Annotated in this window: 20 protein-coding genes; 9 read left to right on the forward strand and 11 right to left on the reverse strand. The window is 72.8% G+C overall.

What is annotated here, in order from left to right; genetic code table 11:
* Positions 1–1230 precede the first annotated feature (1230 nt).
* Positions 1231–1845, reverse strand: a complete 615-nt coding sequence (locus IDM40_RS00005) for a TetR/AcrR family transcriptional regulator (protein WP_193119760.1) — start codon at positions 1843–1845, stop codon at positions 1231–1233.
* 180 nt (positions 1846–2025) lie between these two features.
* Between IDM40_RS00005 and IDM40_RS00010 the strand changes: the two genes are divergently transcribed.
* The 6 genes from IDM40_RS00010 to IDM40_RS00035 all read left to right on the forward strand — a co-directional run bounded on the left by IDM40_RS00010 (position 2026) and on the right by IDM40_RS00035 (position 9038).
* On the forward strand, positions 2026–3564 hold the full coding sequence (locus IDM40_RS00010) for an FAD-dependent oxidoreductase (RefSeq protein WP_193119761.1): 1539 nt from the start codon (positions 2026–2028) through the stop codon (positions 3562–3564).
* An 83-nt stretch (positions 3565–3647) separates the two neighbouring features.
* Positions 3648–5252 carry an ABC transporter substrate-binding protein gene (locus tag IDM40_RS00015; protein ID WP_193119762.1) on the forward strand — a complete coding sequence of 535 codons (1605 nt, stop codon included), beginning with the start codon at positions 3648–3650 and terminating at the stop codon, positions 5250–5252.
* A complete protein-coding gene (locus IDM40_RS00020; RefSeq protein ID WP_193119763.1) occupies positions 5252–6202 on the forward strand; it encodes an ABC transporter permease in 951 nt (316 codons plus the stop codon). The genes IDM40_RS00015 and IDM40_RS00020 overlap by 1 nt, the downstream gene beginning before the upstream one ends.
* Positions 6195–7061 (forward strand): ABC transporter permease, encoded by an 867-nt coding sequence (locus tag IDM40_RS00025; RefSeq protein ID WP_193119764.1) that lies wholly within the window; start codon positions 6195–6197, stop codon positions 7059–7061. The genes IDM40_RS00020 and IDM40_RS00025 overlap by 8 nt, the downstream gene beginning before the upstream one ends.
* Positions 7058–8074, forward strand: coding sequence for an ABC transporter ATP-binding protein (locus tag IDM40_RS00030; RefSeq protein ID WP_193119765.1), 1017 nt, complete (start codon positions 7058–7060; stop codon positions 8072–8074). The genes IDM40_RS00025 and IDM40_RS00030 overlap by 4 nt, the downstream gene beginning before the upstream one ends.
* Before the next feature lie 13 nt (positions 8075–8087).
* Positions 8088–9038 carry an oligopeptide/dipeptide ABC transporter ATP-binding protein gene (locus IDM40_RS00035; RefSeq protein ID WP_235997164.1) on the forward strand — a complete coding sequence of 317 codons (951 nt, stop codon included), beginning with the start codon at positions 8088–8090 and terminating at the stop codon, positions 9036–9038.
* Between the two features lie 5 nt (positions 9039–9043).
* Here IDM40_RS00035 and hsaA read toward each other — a convergent pair whose 3' ends face one another.
* Positions 9044–10210, reverse strand: a complete 1167-nt coding sequence (hsaA, locus tag IDM40_RS00040; RefSeq protein WP_193119767.1) for a 3-hydroxy-9,10-secoandrosta-1,3,5(10)-triene-9,17-dione monooxygenase oxygenase subunit — start codon at positions 10208–10210, stop codon at positions 9044–9046.
* Positions 10211–10386: 176 nt separating this feature from the next.
* Between hsaA and IDM40_RS00045 the strand changes: the two genes are divergently transcribed.
* From IDM40_RS00045 to IDM40_RS00055, 3 genes are read left to right on the forward strand one after another with little or no spacing between them, the layout of a single operon-like run.
* Positions 10387–11541 (forward strand): Rieske 2Fe-2S domain-containing protein, encoded by a 1155-nt coding sequence (locus IDM40_RS00045; RefSeq protein ID WP_193119768.1) that lies wholly within the window; start codon positions 10387–10389, stop codon positions 11539–11541.
* A complete protein-coding gene (locus IDM40_RS00050) occupies positions 11541–11792 on the forward strand; it encodes a ferredoxin (protein WP_193119769.1) in 252 nt (83 codons plus the stop codon). The genes IDM40_RS00045 and IDM40_RS00050 overlap by 1 nt, the downstream gene beginning before the upstream one ends.
* Positions 11789–12580, forward strand: coding sequence for an SDR family NAD(P)-dependent oxidoreductase (locus IDM40_RS00055; protein ID WP_193119770.1), 792 nt, complete (start codon positions 11789–11791; stop codon positions 12578–12580). The genes IDM40_RS00050 and IDM40_RS00055 overlap by 4 nt, the downstream gene beginning before the upstream one ends.
* A 54-nt stretch (positions 12581–12634) precedes the next feature.
* Here IDM40_RS00055 and IDM40_RS00060 read toward each other — a convergent pair whose 3' ends face one another.
* The 9 genes from IDM40_RS00060 to IDM40_RS00100 all read right to left on the reverse strand — a co-directional run bounded on the left by IDM40_RS00060 (position 12635) and on the right by IDM40_RS00100 (position 22723).
* Positions 12635–14122 carry an FAD-dependent oxidoreductase gene (locus IDM40_RS00060; protein ID WP_193119771.1) on the reverse strand — a complete coding sequence of 496 codons (1488 nt, stop codon included), beginning with the start codon at positions 14120–14122 and terminating at the stop codon, positions 12635–12637.
* Entirely contained in the window at positions 14119–15036 is a 918-nt protein-coding gene (locus IDM40_RS00065) for a VOC family protein (protein ID WP_193119772.1), read from the reverse strand. Before IDM40_RS00065 ends, IDM40_RS00060 begins: the two co-directional genes overlap by 4 nt.
* 39 nt (positions 15037–15075) lie before the next feature.
* Entirely contained in the window at positions 15076–16272 is a 1197-nt protein-coding gene (locus IDM40_RS00070; protein ID WP_193119773.1) for an acyl-CoA dehydrogenase family protein, read from the reverse strand.
* Positions 16269–17288, reverse strand: a complete 1020-nt coding sequence (gene dmpG, locus IDM40_RS00075) for a 4-hydroxy-2-oxovalerate aldolase (RefSeq protein ID WP_193119774.1) — start codon at positions 17286–17288, stop codon at positions 16269–16271. The genes IDM40_RS00070 and dmpG overlap by 4 nt, the downstream gene beginning before the upstream one ends.
* 11 nt (positions 17289–17299) lie before the next feature.
* Positions 17300–18211 (reverse strand): acetaldehyde dehydrogenase (acetylating), encoded by a 912-nt coding sequence (locus IDM40_RS00080; protein WP_193119775.1) that lies wholly within the window; start codon positions 18209–18211, stop codon positions 17300–17302.
* A gap of 10 nt (positions 18212–18221) precedes the next feature.
* On the reverse strand, positions 18222–19007 hold the full coding sequence (locus tag IDM40_RS00085) for a 2-keto-4-pentenoate hydratase (RefSeq protein ID WP_193119776.1): 786 nt from the start codon (positions 19005–19007) through the stop codon (positions 18222–18224).
* A 124-nt stretch (positions 19008–19131) separates the two neighbouring features.
* On the reverse strand, positions 19132–20166 hold the full coding sequence (locus IDM40_RS00090) for a ferredoxin--NADP reductase (protein WP_193119777.1): 1035 nt from the start codon (positions 20164–20166) through the stop codon (positions 19132–19134).
* Positions 20167–20195: 29 nt separating this feature from the next.
* Positions 20196–21857 (reverse strand): FAD-binding protein, encoded by a 1662-nt coding sequence (locus tag IDM40_RS00095; protein WP_193119778.1) that lies wholly within the window; start codon positions 21855–21857, stop codon positions 20196–20198.
* Positions 21854–22723, reverse strand: coding sequence for an alpha/beta fold hydrolase (locus IDM40_RS00100; protein WP_193119779.1), 870 nt, complete (start codon positions 22721–22723; stop codon positions 21854–21856). Before IDM40_RS00100 ends, IDM40_RS00095 begins: the two co-directional genes overlap by 4 nt.
* Positions 22724–22859: the final 136 nt, after the last annotated feature.

Raw genomic sequence — 22859 nt, forward strand, 5'->3', positions numbered from 1 at the left:
AATCTCCACGGAATCCCCGCCGCGTACCCCTCGCACGCGACCCCCTCGCACGCGACCGCACCTCAGAACGCATGCCCGCGCATGCCCACCCACAGCGGCCCGCACTCCGGCCCCACCGGACCCGATCGCACGAGAGCCTGCTCCTGGCCCGAGCCACCGTTCCCAGCGGTCGATAGTGCTCTTTCGAGCACCTGAAAACGTTGTCCGTGTCCTTTTGAGCACCACCAACGACACAGATGGCGCAGAGACACAGGATCGAGCGCCCTCCCTCTCGGCCCCACCAGAAATCAGGGCACGACCGGGCGACCCAGCGACCGCGCGATTGGTGAGCAGTCAGCCCAGACCCCGGCAGGAGGCCACCCGCACACGTACCACCAGGCCTGAATCCTCGACGGGGAGTGCGCAGGGCCCGGAGGAGGCACACACGCCGACGACCCGGCAGCCGCCCCAGGGCTTGGCGAATCTCCAGGACCGCGGTCGCCACCCCCGTCTTCGACGGTCACATCGCAGCGCAACCCGAACGGAGAATCTCTCGAGCAGGACGTGTTGGCGCAAGTGCTCGCCGGTGACCCACCTGACATCACGCTCACGAGGCCTGGAGAATCTCCAAGACCGATCGGTCCCGCACACCTGCCACCCCTGAGACTCAATGCTCGGCCGGGAGTGCGCGGGGCCCGGAGGCCGCCCGCACACCCGCCACTCCCTGACACTCAATGCTCAGCCGGGAGCGCGCGGGGCGTGCTTGTGCCGTTGCCGTTGCTTGTGCCGTCGCAGGAGCGAGCCACCGCCCGCACGCCGCAAGCGTTGGTCGCAATGGGGTCACTACAGGGGGATTGTTGTGCCCACCGTTCCTTTGGGCTGGCGGGGGCCTCGGGGGTGAGGGTGGTTCGTCGATGCGGGTCGGGTCAGCCCGGCGAACAGGGCCGGAACGCACACCCCGAGGCGCCCCGAACAACCACAAGAACGCTGCCGCGTTCCACCGAGGTCAGCGACTGGGGGTGGCGCCGACGCGGGTTGCGAGAAGGCCCGGCCGGGCTATGATCCCGGCCCCGACGAACCACCACCCCCGAGGCAACACCACAGAACACACATCCCGCCCACCCGAACCACGAGCACGGCCTCAGCTCTGCGTATCTCCCTGCACCACTCAGTCCCCCGCTCCCTGCACCACTCAGCCCCCCGCAGCTCAGCCCAGCGCCGTCCGGCCCTCCTCCATCCACCCTCCGCCGCTCAGTCCTCCGCGTTCGAGCGCGACACCAGCAACAACCGGCACGCCAGCCGGATGTCGTTCTCCGCGTCCGGCATCGACACACGGCCGTTGAGCGCGGACTGCAGCACCCCGTACCAGCACTGGATCAGCAACCGCACGAGGGTGACGTCCTGCGCGGTCGGAGTCTCCAGCCCCAAGGTGCGCAGCAGCAGCGCCCGGCACCGCTCGTCGATGCGGCCGGCGTCGGTGACCATGGCTGCGTTCGCGGAATTGGCCGACTGGAGCATCGCCGAGGCCAGGGCGGGCTTGACCAGCAGCCTCCGGCTGGCGCTCACCAGCAGCTCGGCGACGGCCTCGACGGGGTCGCCGTCCGCGGGGGCCTGTGGGGAGGTCTCGTCGAGGCGGTCCATCTGCTCGGCCATGACGGCGGTGAACAGGTGTGTCTTGGACGGGAAGTAGCGGTACAGCGTCCCGATGGCCACGCCCGCGGCCTTGGCGACCTCGTGCATCTGCACCCGCTCGAGGCCCTTCTCGGCGCCGAAGTGGGCCGCCGCGCGCAGGATGCGCAGATGCCGGGCGCGCTGCTCGGGTGAGCTGGGTTCGGCGGGCGGCCTGGACTCGGCGATGCGCGGCACCGTGCCTCCCTGGGTCCTCGTCCGTGTGCCGAAGGGTGTGCGTCCGATCCCTTCGACCTTACCCGTACGCGCATCGGGCCTCGGAACGGGAAGCCCTACCGGTGAGCGGGATCCGGCGCTCCGGGCCCCTCCGGCCGTGCTGCTGTCGGTGCACACCGATCGGCCGGGAGGGAACACGACATGCACGGAACGCACACGCGGGAGACGACCTGCGACGTGGTGGTGGCGGGGTCGGGCGCCGGGGCTCTGGCGGGGGCGCTGTCAACCGCCGCGGCCGGGCTCGACACCCTGGTCCTGGAACGCACCGAGGTGGTCGGCGGCACGTCGGCGTACTCGGGTGCGTCGGTCTGGCTGCCGGGGAGCCGGGTGCAGCAGCGCGCGGGCATCGACGACTCCACGGCTTCGGCGCGCACCTACCTCGAGGCGCTCCTGGGCGACCGCGAGCGGGCGCGCCGCGAGGCGTTCCTGGGGTCGGCCCCGGAGGTGGTCGAGGCTCTGGAGAGCCACCCCGCGCTCGCCTTCGAGTGGCAGGCGTTCCCGGAGTACTTCGACCTGCCCGGGCGCCTGGGGTCGGGGCGTTCCCTGATGCCGCTGGACCTGCCGCCCGGGGACCTCGGCGACCTGCTCCCGCTGGTGCGCCCGGAGGTGGGCCGCGACCGCGGCGGCCTGGGCCACGCCGAGGGCCCGCTCACCGGTGGCCGGGCTCTGATCGGACGCCTGCTCAAGGCCTTCACCGAGACCGGTTCGGGCACGGTGCGCACCGGGACCCGGGTGACCGGGCTCGTGGTGGAGGACGGCCGGGTCACGGGCGTGCGGGCGAGCACGTCCGAGGGCGCGGTCCGCGTCCACGCGCGGCGCGGGGTCCTGTTGGCCGGGGGCGGGTTCGAGGGTGACGCGGATCTGCGCGCGGAGCACGGGGTCGCGGGGTCGGCGGCGTGGACGATGGCCCCGGCGGGCGCGAACACCGGGGACCTGATCCGGGCGGCCACGGAGGTGGGGGCCGGCACCGAGATCATGGACCAGGCGTGGTGGTGCCCGGGGCTACGGATGGCGGACGGGTCGGCCGCCTTCACGCTGGGGTTCCGGGGCGGGTTGGCGGTGGACGCGGACGGGCTCCGGTTCGCCAACGAGTCCCAGCCCTACGACCGGATGGGGCGGGCGATGGCCGAGCAGCCCGGGCGGATCCCGGCGTTCTGGGTGTTCGACGGTCGTTTCGCCGGCGGTCCCCCCGCGATCTCCCTGCCCGGGGCCACCGCGGAGGAGCACCTGGAACGCGGCTCGTTGGTGCGGGCGGGTTCCCTGGCCGGGCTCGCGGAGGAACTGGGCCTTGCGCCCCACGCCCTCGAGCGCACGGTCGAGCGGTTCAACGCCTTCGCCGCCCGCGGCCGCGACGACGACTTCGGCCGGGGCGAGGACGTCTACGACCGGTTCTTCGCCGACCCCTCGCACGGCACCCCGAACCCGTGCCTGGTCCCGGTGGACCGGCCGCCCTACTTCGCGGCCCGTCTGGTCCTGAGCGACCTGGGGACCAAGGGGGGTCTGCGCACCGACACCGAGGGGCGCGTGCTGGACCGCGGTGGCGCTCCCCTGCCGGGCCTGTACGCGGCGGGCAACACGAGCGCCTCGTTCACCGGCGGCCACTACCCGGCGCCGGGGGTGCCGATCGGGTCGGCGATGGTCTTCGCGCACCGGGCCGCGCTGGACATGGCCCGCCACTGAACCCTCTCGGTCAGTGGGACGCCGGGCCCACACCGACGAGGTGCTCTCTACGTTGCTGCCAGATCCGCAGGCCGGAGGTCACCATGGCACGAACCGCAACCGCCCGCCGCACGTCCGCAGCCGCACTCGCAGTGGTGCTGACCGCCGGCGCGTGCGGGGCCGACACCGACGAGGGCCCCGACGCCGCCGTGGACGAGGAGGTCCACCGGACCGGTTTCGTCGGCGAGCAGGAGGCGGGCGAACCCGTCTCCGGGGGCACCCTCACCTTCGCCGACTACTCCGAGGCCAGGAGTCTGGACCCGGTCGACAACGTCGCGCACGGCGCCTCGGGCGGCAACCCGCTGGCGGCCGTCTACGACGTGCTGGTGCGCTACGACCCGGAGGCCGAGGGGTTCGAGCCCTGGCTGGCCGAGGACATCGAGAGCGACGACGACTTCCTCACCTGGACCCTCACACTGCGCGAGGACACCGAGTTCGGCGACGGCACCCCGCTGGACGCCGACGCCGTGGTGGCCAGCATCGAGCGCTACATCGAGGAGGGCGGCAGCGACGCGGCCACGCTCGAACCCCACATCGATCGGATCGAGGCCGAGGACGACACCACGGTGGTCTTCCACCTGACGACGCCGTGGTCGACGTTCCCGTCCCTGTTGTCACAGGGCGCGGGCATGGTCGTGGCGCCTGCCGCACTCGAGGGCGAAGAGTTCGAGCCGGTGGGTGCGGGCCCCTTCGAGCTCGAGCGATACGCACCCCAGGAAGAACTGGTGCTGACAGCACGCGAGGACTACTGGCAGGGCGCCCCGCACCTGGACGCGGTGCGTTTCATCTGGCCACAGGGGGACGAGGCCAAGGTCGACGCCCTGGAGGAGGGTTCGGTGGACGCGGCGTTCCTGCGCACGCCCGCCGAGATCGAGTCGGCGCACGAGCTCGAATACCGCGGCTACTCCGAGCTCAACAGCCTGGGCAACGCGCTCCTGGTCAACCATGCGGAGGGCCGGCCGGGCGAGGACCCGCGGGTGCGCGAGGCGATCGCGCTCGCCCTGGACCCGGAGGTCACCTACGAGCGGGCGCACGAGGGCGCCGGGGTCCCGTTCGGCGGGCTGTTCTCGGAACAGTCGCGCTGGTCGACCGGGGTGGAGCTGCCCGGCCACGACCAGGAGCGCGCGAGCGAGCTGCTCGCCGAGGCCGTGGCCGACGGTTACGACGCGGAGCTGACCTACCTCGGCGGCGCGGACGGCAACGTGGGCCGCAACGAGGCGATGGCGGCCAAGGCGCTCCTGGAGTCGGTGGGTTTCACCGTGGAGCTGGACCTGGTGCCCTCGATCGCCGACCGTATCCAGCGCATGTTCGCCGACAAGGACTTCGACATCGCGCGCGGGGCGCTGAGCATCTCCGAGGCCGACCCGTTCCAGGGCCTGTACCGGAACCTGAGTGCGGGCTCGCCCATCAACTCCGGCAGTTACGACAACCCGGAGATGGAGGGGCTGCTCGCCGAGCTCCAGGGCGCCCCGACCGACGGGGAACGCCAGGAGGTGCTGACGCGGATCGAGGAGGAGTGGCTGTCGACCGTCCCGCACGTGGGCGAGGGCGCGGGGCTGTTCTTCGTGCCGTGGCAGGAGGACGTGCACGGCATCGAGGCCTCCTCCGAGACGCTGCTGCTCCTGGGTGGCGCCTGGATGGACCGGTGATGCGCCGCGCCGCCCGCGCCCTGGGCGAGCTGGCGGCGGTGTTGTTCCTGGTCAGCCTCGGGGTGTTCCTACTGGTCACGGCGATGCCGGGGGATCCGGCGGTGATGGTGCTGGGCGAGGGGCACCCGCCGGAGGCCTACGACGAGGTGCGCAGCGAGCTGGGCCTGGACCGCCCGGTCTTCGAGCAGTACCTGGACTGGCTCGCCTCCGCCGTGACCGGGGACCTCGGCACGTCGTTGGTGCCGCCGCAGCACGAGGTGGCCGAGCGGCTGCTCCTGGCGCTGCCGGTGAGCCTGCAGCTGGCGGCCATGGCGCTCGTCATCGCGCTGGCGGTGGCGATCCCGCTGGCGATGTGGTCGGCCCACCACGAGGGCGGGCGCATCGACCGAGCGGTGAGCGCGGGCACCTTCGGGGTGCTGTCGGTGCCGCCGTTCCTGGCGGGGCTGCTGCTCATCATGGTCTTCGCGGGCGGGCTGGGCTGGTTCCCGCGTGCGGAGTGGGCACGTCTGGGCGACGGCCTGGCCGCGAACCTGCACCACGCGCTGCTGCCGGCGCTGACGATCGCGTTGATGGAGTTGGCCCAGTTCACGCGGGTGCTGCGCAACGACCTGACGGTGACGCTGCGCGAGGACCACATCCTGGCCTCGCGCGCCCGTGGCCGCTCTCCCGTGCGGGTGTTGGTCTCCGACGCGCTGCGCCCCTCCTCGTTCTCCTTGGTGACGCTGTTGGGGCTGAGCGTGGGCCGCCTGATCGGCAGCACGGTGGTCGTGGAGTACCTGTTCTCCCTGCCGGGGGTGGGATCGCTGGTCGTGGGCGCTGCCAACCAGGGCGACGTGCCCACGGTGCAGGGGGCCGTCCTGGCGATCGCGGTCTTCTACGTGCTGGCCAACGCCGCCATCGACCTGTCCTACCGCGCCCTCGACCCCCGGATCAGGCGGTCCCATGTCTGAGACCCTCACCGACCGCAGGACGGCGACCCGCCGCCCCGACCTCGTGGCCTGGTTCAGTGGAACCTGGCTGGTGGTGCTGGCCGTGCTCGCGGCGGCCGCTCCCCTGCTGCCGCTGCCCGAGCACGTGGACCTGACCCGGTCGTTGACGGCGCCGACGCTGTCCGGCCCGGACCCGGCCTCGGGCCACCTGTTGGGCACCAACGCGTTCGGCCTGGACCTGTTCGCCCGTGCCCTGCACGGTGCGCGTTCCTCCCTGGCCATCGCCCTGGCGGCGGTCGCCCTGGGCGCGGTCGTGGGCGGGGCGCTCGGGATCCTGGCCGGCTACCTGGGGCGCACCGTCGACACGGTCGTCGGGGTCGCCACGAACGTGCTGTTGGCCGTGCCGCCGCTGATCCTGCTCATCGCGCTGGCGACCGTGCTGGAGCCCAACGCCCGCAACGTGACCCTGGCGCTGGCGCTGTTGACCGTGCCGACGATGGTGCGCTTGGCGCGGGCGAACACGATGGCCTTCGCCCAGCGCGAGTTCGTGCTGGCGGCGCGGGCGATGGGTGCGTCCGGGTGGAGGGTGATGACGCGGGAGCTGCTGCCGAACGTGCTGCTGCCGGTGCTGTCGATGGCGATGGTGCTGATCTCGGTGCTGGTGGTGGCCGAGGCCTCGCTCAGTTTCCTCGGTCTGGGCATCCAGCCGCCGGCCCCGACCTGGGGCAACATGATCGCCGAGGGCGAGGGGCGGGTGTTGGAGGAGCATCCGCACGTGGTCCTGGTGCCCGGCGTCTTCCTCTTCCTGACCGTCTTCTCGTTCAACATCCTCGGCGAGAAGGCACGCAAACGCTGGGACACACGGAGCGGGGCGCGATGAGTGAACCACTGCTGGACGTCGAAGACCTGCGCACCACCTTCCACACCCCGCGCGGGGACGTGCACGCGGTCGACGGGGTGTCGTTGCGCCTGGAGGCGGGGCGGACCCTGGGCGTGGTCGGTGAGTCGGGGTCGGGCAAGTCGGTGCTGGGCCGCACGGTCATGGGGCTGGTCTCGTCCGGTCCTGGGGTGACGGTCTCGGGGCGGGTGTCCCTGGCCGGGCAGGACGTGCACGCCTTGGCCCCGGCGGAGCGGCGGCGCCTGTGGGGTCCGCGGGTGGCGATGGTGTTCCAGGACCCGATGACGTCCCTGAACCCGGTCAAGCGGGTGGGCCGCCACATCGACGAGGTGCTGCGGCTGCACCTGCGGCTGGGCCGCCGGGAGGCGCGGGAGCGCACCGTCGGCCTGTTGCGGCAGGTCGGCATCCCCGAACCGGAACGGCGGGCCGGCCAGTACCCCCACGAGCTGTCCGGGGGTATGCGCCAGCGGGTGGTCATCGCCGCGGCGCTGGCGTGCGGCCCGGACCTTTTGATCGCCGACGAGCCCACGACCGCGTTGGACGTGACGGTGCAGCGCCAGATCCTGGACCTGGTGGCCTCACTCAGCCGGCGGTCGGGCATGGCGGTGGTGCTCATCAGCCATGACCTGGCCGCGGTGGGCGGGCGCGCCGACCGGGTCGCGGTGATGTACGGGGGCCGGTTGGTGGAGTCGGCCCCGACGAGCCGGGTCTTCGGTGCGCCGCGCCACCCCTACACGGGGGCGCTGCTGGCGTCGGCGCCGCGGTTGTCGGCGGCCCCGCACAGCCGTCTTCCCACGATCGAGGGGCGCCCGCCCGACCCCGCCGACCCACCGCCGGGGTGCCGGTTCGCGCCCCGGTGCCCGCGTGCCGAGGCCGTCTGCAGGGGCGGGGCTCCGCCGCTGCTGGACCTGGCGCCCGTGGGCGGGCACCCGCACGAGGTCGCCTGCCGATTGCCCCTGGAAGCGGAGAGCACGGAGGTCGGCCATGGCCGGTAGCGGGAACGCACATATGAGGGCGGGGGCCGACCGGGTCCTGTCCGTGCACGATCTGGTGGTGGAGTTCCCGGTCGGGCGCGGTCAGCGGGTGCACGCCGTCTCGGGCCTGCACCTGGACCTGGTGCGGGGCGAGACGCTGGGGATCCTGGGCGAGTCGGGGTGCGGCAAGTCCAGCGCGGGCCGCGCGGTCATGCAGTTGCCGCCGCCGACGTCGGGCTCGGTCGTGCTCGAGGGCACGGAACTCACGGGTTCGGGCGGGCGCGCGCTGCGGCGTGCGCGGGCGCGGATGCAACTGATCATGCAGGACCCGGTCTCGTCGTTGAACCCGCGTCGGCGGGTGGCGGACCTGGTGGCGGAAGGGCTCGACATCCGGGGTGAGCGCGAGGACCGGCGCGCCCGGGTCGACGCGGCGCTGCGGTCGGTGGGGTTGGACCCGGACACGGTGCGCGACCGGCGCCCGCACGAGCTCTCCGGCGGCCAGTGCCAGCGGGTGTGCATCGCGCGTGCGCTGGTGCTCGACCCGGCGCTGCTGATCTGCGACGAGCCGGTCTCGAGCCTGGACGTGTCGGTGCAGGCGCAGATCCTCAACCTGTTGGAGGAGGCCAAGGAGCGCCACGGTCTCAGCATGGTGTTCGTGGCGCACGACGTGGCGGTGGTCAAGAACGTCAGCGACCGGGTGATGGTCCTGTACCTGGGCAAGACGTGCGAGGTGCTGCCCTCGGAGGGGTTGCACGTGCGGGCGGCCCACCCCTACACACGCCTGCTGTTGGACTCGGTGCCCGGGCAGGAGAACGGGGACGCACCGGGAGAGCGCGCCGCGGAGCTGCCCTCGCCGGTGGACCCGCCGTCGGGGTGCCGGTTCCGGACCCGGTGTCCGTGGGCGCAGGAACGGTGCGCGCGGGAGGAACCGCAACTGCGGGAGGTGGGGCCGGGCCATCACGTGGCCTGCCACCTGGTGGAGTAGCGCGTTCAGACGAGGTTGTCCTCGACGGTGAGACCGAAGGCGCCCTTGCCGTACATGGCCAGGGTGCGGTCGGCGTCGTTGGCCACGTGCAGACTGCCGGCGTGTGCGTCACGCCAGGCGCGTTCGAGCAGGTTGCCGCGTTGGAGGGAGTTGCCGCCGGCGGTCTCGAAGAGGCGGTCGACGGCCTCCAGGGCACGTTCGGTGGCGCGCACCTGGTCGCGGCGGGTGCGCAGCCGCAGTTCCATGGGGATCGTGTCGCCGCGGTGGGCGTGCTCGCCGATCTCGCGCAGGTTGCGTTCGGTCTGCAGGACGGCGGCGTCTATCTCCGAGCCGGCGCGGGCGATGGCGACCTGGGCGAAGGGGTCCTCGGCGAAGCGCCCCCCGCCCAGGCTCAGGCGCACGCGGTCGCGGGTGATGCGCACGAAGGCCTCCAGGCAGCCCTCGGCGGCACCGATGACGGGTGCGGTGACGGCGGCGGTGAAGACCGCGGCGAACGGGATCCGGTACAGCGGGCCGGTGTTGACGGCCTGCCCGGGTCCGCGCAGTTGTGCCTGTTCGTAGTTGCGGATGGTGCGGTGGGCGGGCACGAAGGCCCGCTCGACCACGATGTCGTCGCTGGCGGTGCCGCGCAGGCCCATCGAGTCCCACACCGCGTCGATGCGCAGGTCGGAGCGGGGCACGAGCGCGGTCACGAAGTCCTTGGGGCGGCCGCCCTCGCCGACCACGAGCCCGCCGAGCAGGGCCCAGGAGGCGTGGTGGCAGCCGGAGGAGAACCCCCAGTGGCCGGTGAGCTCGAAGCCGCCCTCGACGGGGGTCAGCCGGCCCACGGGCGCGTAGGAGGAGCACAGCAGGGCGTCGGGGTCGGTGCCCCAGACCTCCTCCTGGGCGGCCTCGTCGAACAGGGCGACCTGCCAGGGGTGCACGCCCAGCACGGCCGCGACCCACCCGGTGGAGCCGCACGCCCCGGAAATACGCCGCACGGCCCGGAAGAACTCCAGGGGGTCGCCCTCGGTGCCGCCGAAGCGGGCGGGTTGGAGCATGCGCAGCACACCCGCGCCGGTGAGCTCGGCCATCGTCTCCTGCGGGACCCAGCCGCACTCGTCGGTGGCGCGGGCGCGTTCGGCCAGGCCCGGCAGCAGGTCGTGCACGGCGTCCAGGACGGATTCACCCATGGTCGTCTCCTCCGGGTCACTCGTCGCGTCGGGGGGGGGCGCACCACGATGGTGCTCCGGTGCGGGCCCGCGGCGTGCGGGGCGTCCCGGCCACTGGGACCGGGGCCGCGCGGGCGCAGGCGGGAGGCCTACGTTGCGGGCACGAGGCAACCCCCGCCGCGAGGGATGGGAGCACCATGAGTCCGACCCGGTCCGACCACGACACGGTCCGCACGATCGAAGCGCAGGAACTCCCCACACGTTTCGCCCGAGGATGGCACTGTCTGGGCCTGTCGGAGCGGTTCGGTGACGGCCGCCCGCACAAGGTCCGCGCCTTCGGCCGCGACCTGGTGGTCTTCCGAGGCGGCGACGGGAACCTCAACGTTCTGGACGCGCACTGCCGGCACATGGGCGGCAACCTGGCCGAGGGCACGGTCAAGGGCAACGAGATCGCCTGTCCCTTCCACGACTGGCGGTGGGGCGGCGACGGCCGCTGCAAGCAGATCCCGTACTCGCGCCGGGTCCCTCTGCGGGCGCGCACGGCGGCCTGGACCGCGCTGGACCAGGACGGCCTGCTGTTCGTGTGGAACGACCCCGAGGGCAAGCCACCGCCGGAGGAGGTGGCGATCCCCCGTATCGAGGGGGCCGGGCGCGAGGACTGGACCGGCTGGTACTGGAACGAGCTGGTCGTGGACGCCAACTGCCGCGAGGTCGTCGACAACGTCGTGGACATGGCGCACTTCTTCTACGTGCACTACTCGTTCCCGACCTACTTCAAGAACGTCTTCGAGGGCCACGTGGCCACCCAGTACATGAACGGGGTGGGGCGCGAGGACGTGCAGCCGCCCTCGACCTCCGGGTCGCCGAAGATGCTCGGCAACACCTCGGTGGCCTCCTACTACGGCCCCTCGTTCATGGTCGACGACCTGACCTACCACTACGAGGGCATGGACGTGGAGTCGGTGCTGATCAACTGCCACTACCCGGTCGACGCCGACCGGTTCGTGCTGCAGTACGGCGTGATCGTGCGGCGCGGCGAGGGTCTGGAGGGCGAGGCCGCCGACGAGACGGCCGCGCAGATGGCCGGCTACATCGCCAAGGGGTTCGAGCAGGACATCGAGATCTGGCAGAGCAAGGCCCGTATCGACAACCCGCTGCTGTGCGAGGAGGACGGGCCGGTCTACCAGCTGCGCCGGTGGTACGAGCAGTTCTACGTGGACGCGGACGAGGTGACCCCGGAGATGGTCGACCGGTTCGAGTTCGAGCTGGACACCACCCGCCCTGTGGAGGCCTGGCGTGCGGAGGTCGAGTCCAACCTGGCGCAGCGGGCGGCCGAGAGCGGGACGGTCTGATGGTGCGCACCGACGAGCGCCTGATCGACGGCGCCCCGATGCAGCCGGTGCGGTGCCTGCGCTGCTCTGCGACCGTGCAGGCGCGCAAGGCCAGCTGGCAGCAGACGAGCCTGCAGTGGAACGCCGAGGCGGCCGGGGCCTGCGAAGAACGCCCCGCCGAGCGCGGCGAGCGTTTCGAGGCGTGCGGTGCTCTGCGCGACTCGGTCCGGGCCGCGGCCGTGGAGGGGTCCCTGGAGGTGCCCGAAGCATGATCGATCCGCACACCTACGGCCCCTGGGCCGTGATCGCGGGCGGGTCGGAGGGGGTCGGGGCCTCCTTCGCCCGCCTGCTGGCCGGGGCCGGGATCAACCTGGTGCTGGTGGCCCGCAAGCCGGGACCGCTGGAGGAGACCGCCGCGCAGGTGCGTGCGCAGGGGGTGCTGGTGCGCACCGTGCAGAAGGACCTGACCGAACCCGACGCCGCGGAGGCGGTCGCCGGGGCCGCCTCCGATGTCGACGTGGGCCTGCTGGTCTTCAACGCCGGCGCGAACAGTTACGGGCACGAGTTCGTCACCTCCGACCCCGACCGGGTCCAGGGCGTGCTCGACCTCAACATCGGGTGCCAGCTCGCCCTGGTGCGCCACTTCGGCGCGGCCATGAAGAGACGCGGACACGGCGGTGTCCTGCTCGTGGGGTCGATGGCCGGGTTCCTGGGCCAGGCGCACATGAGCGTCTACTCCGCGGCCAAGGCTTTCGGACGGGTCTTCGCCGAGGGCCTGTGGCTGGAACTGGGCGAGCACGACGTGGACGTGTTGGAACTGGTGCTCGGGGTGACCCGGACCCCGGCGATGGAGCGCGCCGGGCTGCGCATGGACCTGCCCGGGCTGGAGGTCTCCGAGCCCGACGACGTGGCCCGCGAAGGGCTGGCGCACCTGGCGGACGGGCCGGTGCACGTGGTCGGCGGCAACGCGGCCGCGGCGGAGAAGCGCAGCGGCTTCCCGCGCGCTCCCCTGGTCGCGGGTGCGCACGAGTCGACCAAGCGGCTGCTCGGCCGGGGCTGAGGCACACGGAGAGGGCCGATCCCGCCGGGCCGGCCCTCTCCTGCTGTGCGGGTGTCAGCCCTTCTCGGCGGCGGCCGCGCGCCCGGCACGCCGTCCGAAGAAGGTGCCCTCCCCCAGCGAGGTACCGCTGACGTAACCCTCGCCGTGCATCCCGGAACTGGCCCGCCCGGCCGCGTACAGTCCCGGGATCGGGTGCCCGGAGGTGTGGAGCACGTGGCCGTCCGTCCCGGTGTGCAGCCCGCCGAGGGTGAACCCGGAGACGCCGGTGGTGCCGGCCCCGGCCTCGTCGCGGTTTCCGGGGCGGAAGCCGGCCCTGGGGTCCACGGCCGCGTAGGGGGGACGCAGCGGCCGCAGCCAGGCCGGGTTCTTGTGGAAGAACGGGTCCTCGCCCCGTTCTGCGTGCCGGTTGTAGGCGGTCACGGTCTCCTCCAGGGCCCCGGCCGGAACCCCGACGGCCCGTTCCAGGTCGGCGAGGGTCTCCTCCACGAACCGCGGACGGATGCCCCACAGGTCCTCGTCGGGGATGTCCTCGAACCCCTGCTCGTCGATGATCGCCCAGTAGGGTCCGGGACGGCTGCGCACGGCCGCGGCGCTGATGAGCCCGGGATAGACGTCCTCGTTGTGGAAGCGCTGACCGTGCCCGTCGACGAGCATGCCGCGGGCGATGAGGGCGGGCAGCACCTGCAGGGCGATCTGGACCGAGGCCATCCGCCGGGTGCCCGCGCCCAGTGCGGCCGCCATCCGGATCCCGGACCCGTCGTCGGTGCCGGCGCTGACCTTGCCGTGCCCCACGAGGACCGGGGCGTGGCGTTCGAGCATCTCCTCGGAGTCGACGAACCCGCCGGTGGTCAGCACGACCGCACGCCGGGCCCGGTACACGAGACGCTCGCCGTAGCGGCGCGCCACCGCACCGACCACCCTGCCGCCGTTGTCGACGACCAGGTTGGTGGCCCCGGTGTCGGCGTGCGTCTTCGCGCCTGCGCCGGTGGCCGCCTCCACGAGGCGGTCCATGATCTCCCGGCCCCCGAAGTAGGGAACCGGGGGCCGGTGCCCGCGGGGTGCGGGGCGGGCGAGGGTGTCGTAGGGCCAGGCGTTCTCGCCCAGCCACATGAGCCCGTCCCCGGTCGGCGGCATCCACGTGGGTGCGTCGTAGAGGCTGTCCCGGAACGTGATGCCCCGGTCGGTGAGCCACCGGTGGTGTCCGGGGCTCCCCTCGCAGTACAGGCGCAGTTTCTCCCGGTCCGGGTGGGGGCCGAGGGCGGCCTCGAGGAAGGTGTACATCTCCTCGGGGGTGTCCTCGAACCCGCAGGCGCGCTGCACGGGGGTGCCGCCGCCCAGGTAGATCTCCCCGCCGGAGACGGCCGAGGCCCCGCCCGGGCCCCCGGCACGGTCCAGGACCGTGACCGAGGCACCCGAGGAGGCGGCTTCGAAAGCGGCCGAGGCCCCGGCGCAGCCGAACCCGACGACGAGCACGTCACACGTGTGGTCGGCGCCGTCGAGCCGTTCCGCCGGGACCGCGTCGACCGGGGGCTCGCCGCTCACGCCGGCGGGGTGAAGGCGGCGAGCGGTTCGGACCCGGACCAGTCGTGGCCCCAGTAACTGTCGGAGGTGATCTCCTCGGCCGTGTAGTGGTTCTCGTCCACGAGCATGCCCTCGGTGCCGTACTCCAGGTCCCAGCCGCCGGGCCCGCGCACGTAGAAGGAGACCATCTTGTCGTTGGTGTGCCGGCCCAGGGTCGAGGAGATCGAGAACCCGCGCTCGGTGACCCGGTCGAGGGCGGTACCGACCGCGTCGAGGGTGTCGGCCTCGACCATGAGGTGCACCAGGCCCGGCGGTTCGCCGTGCGGGGCAGGGCAGACCGCAAGGCTGTGGTGGCGCTGGTTGACGCCCATGAACCGCAGCCGCACCGCCGGTCCCTCGCCGCCGTCGACACGCACCGCGCCGCGGGGCAGGAAGCCGAGCACCTCGGTGTAGAATTCGACGGTCTCCTCGAAGTTCGGGGTCGGCAGCACCACGTGGCCCATGCCCTGTGCGCCGGTGACGAACCGGTGGGCGAGGGTGGTCACGACCGGGCTGTGGTCGAGCACCGGCCCGAAGAAGACCTCCACGGTGGTCCCCGCGGGGTCGTCGAAGGTGAGCACCTGTTCGGCGCCGCGTTCGTCCGCCTCCTTCTGCGACAGCATCCGGACCGGGGTGTTGGCGGCCTCGACGGCGCGGCCGACGGCGGCGAGCGCGAACTGGTCGCGCACCTCCCAGCCCACGGACAGCACCCGGTCGGTCTCGCCGGGCAGGACCGCCAGGCGGGCCTTGCGCTCGTCCATGCGCAGGTAGAGGCCCTCGGGATCGGGGCCGGTGCCCTCGGCGAACCCGAGGGAGTCGATCAGCAGTTCACGCCAGCGCCCGAGGTCCTGGGCGGTCTGGACCCTGAGGTATCCGAGTCCGCGGATCTGTGTCATCGTGCGTCCACTCCTTCGTGTGGGGGTGTGCGGGGTGGGTCAGATCATCGAGCGCATCGGCCCCTGGGGCGGCTCGATGTCCAGGTCGGTGAGCGCCGAGGCGTGCAGCACCGACCCGGGGACGTGGATGGCGTGGGCGAGCCCGGTGTGGATGTCGCGCCAGAACCGCTGGATGGGGTTGTCCATGCGCATCGCGTTGCCGCCCGAGCGCGACACGATCTGGTCGACGGCGCCCACAGCCCGCCAGGCGGCCCTGACCTGGGTGCGCCGGTTCGCGGCCCGTTCGGCGAAGGTGACCTCGCGGCCTGCGGCGACGGCGTCGTAGAGGCGGGAGGCGTTGTCGAGCAGGGCGATGCGGGAGGCCTCGATCTCGGCGGTGGCCTCGCCCAGCACGGAGAGCACGTACGGGTCGTCCTTGACGCGCGTGCCGGTGATCTGCACGCGTCCGCGCTGGTAGGCGAGGTGGTGGGCGAGCGCGCCCTCCGCCATGCCGATGACGGCCGAGGTGATGCCGAGCGGGAACATGCAGGAGAACGGCACGTGGTAGAGCGGGTTGCTCAGCCCCGCTTCCACGGGGGCGCGCCCCTCGGCGACCTTCTCGTAGAGCAGGGTGCGGTGCTCGGGCACGAACGCCCCCCGCACGATCAGGTCCTTGCTGCCGGTCCCGCGCAGTCCGGCCACGTCCCAGGAGTCGTCGACGATCTCGTAGTCCGACCGGGGCAGGATCACGTGCAGCATCGTCGGTGGGGACCCGGGACTTCCGTCGGCGTCGCCCAGGAGGCTGCCGAGGAAGACCCAGTCGCAGTGGTCGGTGCCGGAGGAGAACTGCCAGTGCCCGTCGAGCACGTACCCGCCCCCGACCGGCCGGGCCACGCCCATGGGCGCGTACGGGGAGGCGATCCAGGTGTCCTGGTCCTGGCCCCACACCTCCTCCTGCCCCTTGGGGTCGGCGAACGCCATCTCCCAGGGGTGCACGCCGACGACGCCGGCGACCCAGCCGGTGGAGCCGTCGAGGGAGGCGATCTCCATGACGGTCTCGGCGAACTCGCGCGGGTGCGCCTCGAGCCCGCCGTGGGTGGCGGGTTGCAGCATCCGCACGACCCCGGACTCGCGCAATACCGCAGCGGCGGCGTCGTCCAGGCGGCCGAGTTGTTCGTTGGCGGGGCCGGCGGAGCTGATCTCCTCGGCCCGGCGCCGTACCGTGTCGATGACCTTGTCGGGCACAGCGGTCCTCATTTCTCCTGGAGGGCGATCGCGATGTCGATGAGTTGGTCCTCCTGGCCGCCGACGAGGCGGCGGCGCCCGGCCTCCATGAGGATGCGGGCCGCGGGTACCCCGTACCGCTCGGCCTGGCGGTCGGCGTGCTTGAGGAAACTCGAGTAGACGCCGGCGTGGCCCATCGTCAACGAGGCCCGGTCGAGCAGGCACTCGCCGTCCATGACCGGGCGCACCACGTCCTCGGCGGCGTCGATGATCCGAAGCGTGTCGATCCCGGTGCGCAGGCCGAGCTTCTCGGCGACGGCGGCGAAGGCCTCGACGGGCGTATTGCCGGCCCCGGCGCCGAACCGGCGGGTGGAGCCGTCGATCTGGGTGGCACCGGCGCGCACCGCGAGCACGGAGTTGGCCACGCCCAGGCCGAGGTTCTCGTGTCCGTGGAAACCCACCTGGGCGTCGGCGCCGAGTTCGGCGACCATCGCCGCGACCCGGTCGGAGGTCTCCTCCATGACCAGGGCCCCGGCCGAGTCGACGACGTAGACGCACTGGCAGCCTGCGTCGGCCATGATGCGCGCCTGCTTCGCCAGGTTCTCCGGCGGTGTGCTGTGGGCCATCATGAGGAACCCGACGGTCTCCAGCCCGAGGTCGCGGGCGAGGCCGAAGTGCTGCACGGCGATGTCGGCCTCGGTGCAGTGGGTGGCGATGCGGCAGATCCCGGCGCCGTTGTCGGCGGCGGCGCGGATGTCGTCCTTGACGCCGAGCCCGGGCAGCATGAGGAAGGCGATCGTGGCGCGCCGGGCTGTCTCGACGGCGGCCCTGATGAGCTCCTGTTCCGGGGTGCGGCTGAACCCGTAGTTGAACGAGGACCCGCCGAGCCCGTCGCCGTGGGTGACCTCGATGACGGGCACGCCCGCGCCGTCGAGGGCGCCGACGATCGAGCGCACGTGTTCGACGGTGAACTGGTGCTGTTTGGCGTGGGAGCCGTCCCTCAGCGAGGAGTCGGTGACGCGCACGTCCAGGTCGGTGCTGTAGGCCATGGGGTTCTCCTTCACAGGGCGGGGGCGCGGCCGGCGGCGATGCGCCGCGCGAAACCCTCGCCGACCTCGGTCGCGGCGGCGGTCATGATGTCGAGGTTCCCGGCGTAGGCGGGCAGGAAGTCGCCGGCGCCCTCGACCTCCAGGAACACCGCGACCCGGGCGAGCCCGCCGCTGACGGGGGTCGGATCGTCGAACTGGGGTGCGGCGCGCAGCCGGTAGCCGGGCACGTAGCCGGCGACGGTCGCGGCGACCTCCTCGATGGAGGCGGCGACGGCGTCGCGGTCGGCGTCGGGTGGGATGGAGCAGAAGACCGTGTCGCGCATGAGCACGGGCGGCTCGGCGGGGTTGAGGATGATGATCGCCTTGCCCTCGTGTGCGCCGCCGATGCTCTCCAGGCCGCGACTGGTGGCGTGGGTGAACTCGTCGATGTTGGCGCGGGTGCCGGGACCGGCCGAGGGTGAGGCGACACTGGCGACGATCTCGGCGTAGGCGACCTCGGTGACACGGGAGACCGCGTGCACCATCGGGATGGTGGCCTGTCCTCCGCAGGTGATGAGGCTGACGTTGGGGGCGTCGCGGTGTTCGCCGTGGTTGACGGCGGGCACGACGGGTGGCCCGACGGCGGCGGGGGTGAGGTCGACGGCGGGGATGCCGAGGCGCTCGTAGGCAGGGGCGTTGGCGCGGTGCACGGCGGCGGAGGTCGCCTCGAACACCAGCTCGGGGCGTTCGGGCCCGGCCAGCAGGGGGTCCACGCCCTCGGCGGAGGCGGTGAGGCCTTCGGCGGCGGCGCGGGCCAGCCCGGGGCTGTCGGGGTCGACCCCGACCATCCAGCGGGGTTCGATCACCTCCGAGCGCAGGAGTTTGTACATCAGGTCGGTTCCGATGTTCCCGGAGCCGACGACGGCGGCGGGCACCTTGCTCATGGTCTGGACCTCATTCGAATCGCACGGTCACGGAACCGAGCCCGGCGAACTCGGCGCTGAAGGTTCCCCCGGGCCGCACGTCCACGGCCCGGGTGCAGGAGCCGGGCAGGATCACGTGGCCGGCCTCGAGCTTCACGCCGAAGCCGGCCACGGTCCGGGCGAGCCAGGCCACCGCCCGGGTGGGGTCGCCGAGCACGGCGCCGGTGCTGCCCTCGGCGACGCGGGTGCCGTCGTGGAAGAGGGCGGCGTCGATGGCGGCGGGGTCGAGGCCGCCCGGGCGGGCCCGGTCGGTGCCCAGGACCATCCCGGCCGAGGAGGCGTTGTCGGCGATGGTGTCGGCGATCCCGATGTCCCAGTCGCGGATGCGGCTGTCGATGAGTTCGAGCGCCGGAACCACGTACGCGGTGGCCTCCAGGACGTCCTGTTCGGTGCAGCCCGCGCCGGGCAGTGCGGAGCCGAGAACGTAGGCGATCTCGACCTCGATGCGGGGGCTGCAGTAGGCGTCGGCCTGCACGGGGCGGCCGGCGTCCAGGGCCATGGTGTCGAGCAGGTGCCCGTAGTCGGGTTCGTCGACGCCCATCATCTGCTGCATGACGGGGGAGGACAGGCCGACCTTGTGGCCCACCACGCGGGCACCGGCGGCGGTGCGGCGGGCGATGTTGTGCAGCTGGATCGTGTAGGCGTCGGCGGCGTCGATGCCGGGGTGGGTCGAGCGCAGCGGGGCGACGGGGGCCCGGTCCCGTTCGGCCGCCCACAGCAGGTCGGCGGCGGCCTCGCGTTCGTCCGGTTCCAGCATCGGTGCCCTCCTGGTCGGTGGTGGCGCGCTCTGCCCCTGCGCGGCTGGGGCCACGTTCGCAGCGGGGCGGGGCGCGGGGCGGTGCCTTCCTGCTCAGTGGGAGCCGGTGGCGGCGGGTTCTGGCTCAGGCGTCGTAGGTGACCTCGACGCGGTCACTCACCGGGACGGACTGGCATGCGAGCACGATGCCGTCGTCGAGGTCGGCGCGGTCGAGGACCTCGTTGTGCTCCATCTCGACCTCGCCCTTGGTCAGGACGCAGGCGCAGGCGCTGCAGGCCCCTTCCCGGCAGGAGTAGGGGGCGTCGATCCCGGCCTCCAGGAGCACGTCGAGCAGGCGGCGCCCGCGCGGCCAGGCGAGGGTGTGGGTGGCGCCGTCGAGGGTGGCCTCGACGGTGGCGGCCGGCCCGTCGCCGGCGGGTTCCTCCGTCGGCCCGGGGTGGGTGAAGGGGTCGGTGGTCAGGGAGAAGAAGCGTTCGGAGTGCACCTGCCGCCCGGGGACCCCGAGCCCGTCCAGGGCCTCACGCAGCAGGTCCATGAAGGGCGCGGGGCCGCACAGGTAGGCGGGCCGGTCGGCGTGGGGGCGCAGCAGGGCGCGCAGGGCACCGGCCGTGGGGCGGCCCTGCACCGATTCCAGCCAGTGCAGGACGGTCAGGCGTTCGCCGGAGCGGGCGGCCAGGTCGGCGAGTTCGTCGCGGAAGATCACCGAGGCCTCGTCGCGGTTGGCGTAGAGCAGGGTGAGCCGGCCGTTGCCGCCGTGCAGGCAGGACTTGAGGATCGACATGACCGGGGTGATGCCGCTGCCCCCGGCCAGGAGCAGCAGGTCCTGGCCGAGGTCGTCGGGGGTGAAGGTGCCCGAGGGGCGCAGCACGTCGAGGTGGTCGCCGGCGATGACGTGGTCGCAGATCCAGTTGGACCCGAACCCGTCCCGGGTGCGCTTGACCGTCACCTTGGGGGGTTCCCCGGTCAGCGGTGAGCTGGCCAGGGAGTAACAGCGGGCCGCGGCCCCTCCCCCGCCCGCGGGCACGCGCACGGTGAGGAACTGGCCGGGCCGGTAGGCGAGCGTTCCCCCGTCGGCGGGTTCGAGCACGAGCGAGTGGGCCTCGGCCGTCTCCCGGACGACCTCGCGGACCCGGACCCGGAGCGCTCCCGGCTGCGTCATGGTGGTCTCCGTCCTGGTCGGTGGCGGGTTCACGGACGGGGGCCGCCGAGGGCGTGTTCGGCGGCCACGTGGCCGAAGACGATGGAGGGCCCGATGGTGGCGCCGGGGCCCGCGTACTCATTGCCCATGACCGCGGCGGTGGTGTTGCCGGTGGCGTAGAGGCCCTCGACGGCGGTGCCGTCGCCGCGCAGGACCCGGGCGTGTTCGTCGCAGACCAGGCCGCCCTTGGTGCCCAGGTCGCCGACCTCGATGCGGATCGCGTAGTAGGGGGCGCGGTCGATGGTGTCGAGGTTGGGGTTCTTCAGCGTGGGGTCGCCGTAGTAGCGGTCGTAGGCGCTGTCGCCGCGGCCGAAGTCCTCGTCGGTGCCGCTGCGGGCGAACCCGTTGAAGCGGGTGACCGTCTCGGTCAGGGCCGCGGCGGGCACCCCGATGCTCTCGGCGAGTGCGTCGAGGGTGTCGGCGCGGTGCACCAGGCCGTGGTCGTGGAAGGCGTCGGGGAAGGGCGCCCCGGGCAGGACCTGTGCGAACGGGTAGCGGCTGCGGGCCTTGGTGTCCATGACGAACCAGGCCGGAACGTGGCCGCCCTCGATCTGGCGGTGCACGAAGTTGACGTAGGGCGAGGACTCGTTGGTGAAGCGCTCGCCCTTGGCGGAGACGATGACCGAGGGCGGGATGCAGCGTTCGGAGACGAGGGGGATGATTCCGCCCGCGGGGTGGCGCACGGCCGGCATCCACCAGGCGTCGTCCATGAGGTCGAGGGCGGCGCCCAGCCGGGCCCCGGCGCGGATGCCGTCGCCGGTGTTGTCGGCGGCTCCCATGCTGTGGTCGTCCCTGGCGCCCTCGGGAAGGTGTTCGGTACGCATCGACGGATCGTGGTCGAACCCGCCCGTGGCCAGAAGGACCCCGTGACGGGCGCCGACACGCACGGTGCGGCCGCCGCGTTCGACGACGGTCCCGGTGACGCGTCCGGCCTCGTCGGTGACCAGTTCGGTCATGGGCGCGCCGAGCCACAGGGGGATCCCGGCGTCCTTCAGGGCCATGCGCATGCGCGCGACCAGGGCACGCCCGCCGGTGGCCATGTGGCGGCGCCGGACCAGGTTGGAGGCCACGCGCCAGGCGGCCACGAGCGCGGCCCGGCGTCCGCGCCAGGTGCGCTTGACCATGGCCAGCTCGCGGTAGTCCTTCGCGGTGATCCACAGCCCGAGCGGGCCCTTCATGGTGTTGGGGTGCAGGTCGGCCTCGTGTTCTCCGAGGGCGCGGGTGTCGAAGGGCCGGGCCTCGACGGAGCGGCCGAGCGGGCGTCCGCCCTCGAGCTCGGGGTGGTAGTCGGAGTAGCCCTTCACCCAGAAGAAGCGCATCCACCGGCTGCGGCCCAGGAGCTCCATCGCGGCGGGCCCGTGGTCGACGTAGGCGTCCAGGCGGGCGGCGGACACGCGCCCTTCGGTGAGCAGGTCGAGGTAGCGGCGTACGGAAGCGCGGCTGTCGTCGTGGCCGCGGGCGCGCAGGGTGGGGTTGTTGGGGATCCAGATGCCGCCGCCGGAGAGCCCGGTGCTGCCGCCGAAGCGGTCGGACTTCTCCACGACGAGCACGCTGCCGCCGCGGGCGGCGGCGGTGAGGGCGGCGGTCATGCCCCCGCCGCCGCTGCCGACCACCACCAGGTCGTACTGCTCGTCCCAGGCGGGCGCGCTCATGCCGGCACCTCCTCGGTGAGGAAGGCCAGGACGGCGCGTTCCCACGCCTGCTTCTGCTCGATCATGACCCAGTGGCCGCAGTCGGGGAACACGTGCAGCTCGACGGCGGGCATGGTGCGCATCGGCAGGATCGCCATGTCCAGCGGGCTGACCCGGTCGTCGCGGCCCCACGTGATGAGGGTGCGGGCACGGACCCGGTGCAGCATCGCCCAGTACGGGGGTTCGGTGGACTCGGCGGCCGCCTGCGCGCGGGCGGCGAAGGCGGCGCGCCCGTACATGCGGCGGGCCGAGTCGAGGGTGTCGGGGTCGGTGGCCTGTTTCCATCGCTCCTCGACGAGCTCCTCGGTGACCAGAGCCGGGTCGAACACCATCGAGTGCAGCCACCGCACGAGGGCCTCGCGGGTGGGGTTCTCGGTGAACTCCATGAGCAGGTTGATGCCCTCGCCGGGGCCGGGGCTGAAGAGGTTGCGGCCGAGCCCGCCGACGGTGACCATGCGGCGCACCCGGTCGGGGTGTGCGGCGGCGACCTGGGCCGCGACGATGCCGCCCATGGAGTTGCCGATGACGTCGGCGCGTTCGATGCCGAGCCCGTCCAGGAGGCGGATCGCGGCGGCGGGCGCGGCCGCCATGGGGTGGTCGCCGGTCGGGTCACTGACGCCGAACCCGGGGAACTCCAGCACCAGGCAGCGGAAGTGCTGGGCCAGCACGGGCAGGTTGCCGCCGAAGTTGCGCCACCCGGTGACGCCGGGCCCCGACCCGTGCAGCAGCAGGAGGGGCGGGCCCTCCCCCGCTTCGTGGTAGCGGAGAACGCCGTGCTCGGTGGGCAGTTCCCGCAGCGTCGACTCGTAGCTCAGTTCGGTGTTCATGGGCCGCCCCGGTGGTCGGATGCTCGGTTGCGGCGAACCTAGTCCGGGGGCGCTCGCGGGGGTGGAAGGGTCCCGGTCAGCGGGAGGGCGGGCGGGTGCGGTGCCGGCCCGCTCCGGGGTCCGGACGGCACCGCAC

This window comes from Nocardiopsis coralli, assembly GCF_014892575.1.
Classification (GTDB): domain Bacteria; phylum Actinomycetota; class Actinomycetes; order Streptosporangiales; family Streptosporangiaceae; genus Nocardiopsis; species Nocardiopsis coralli.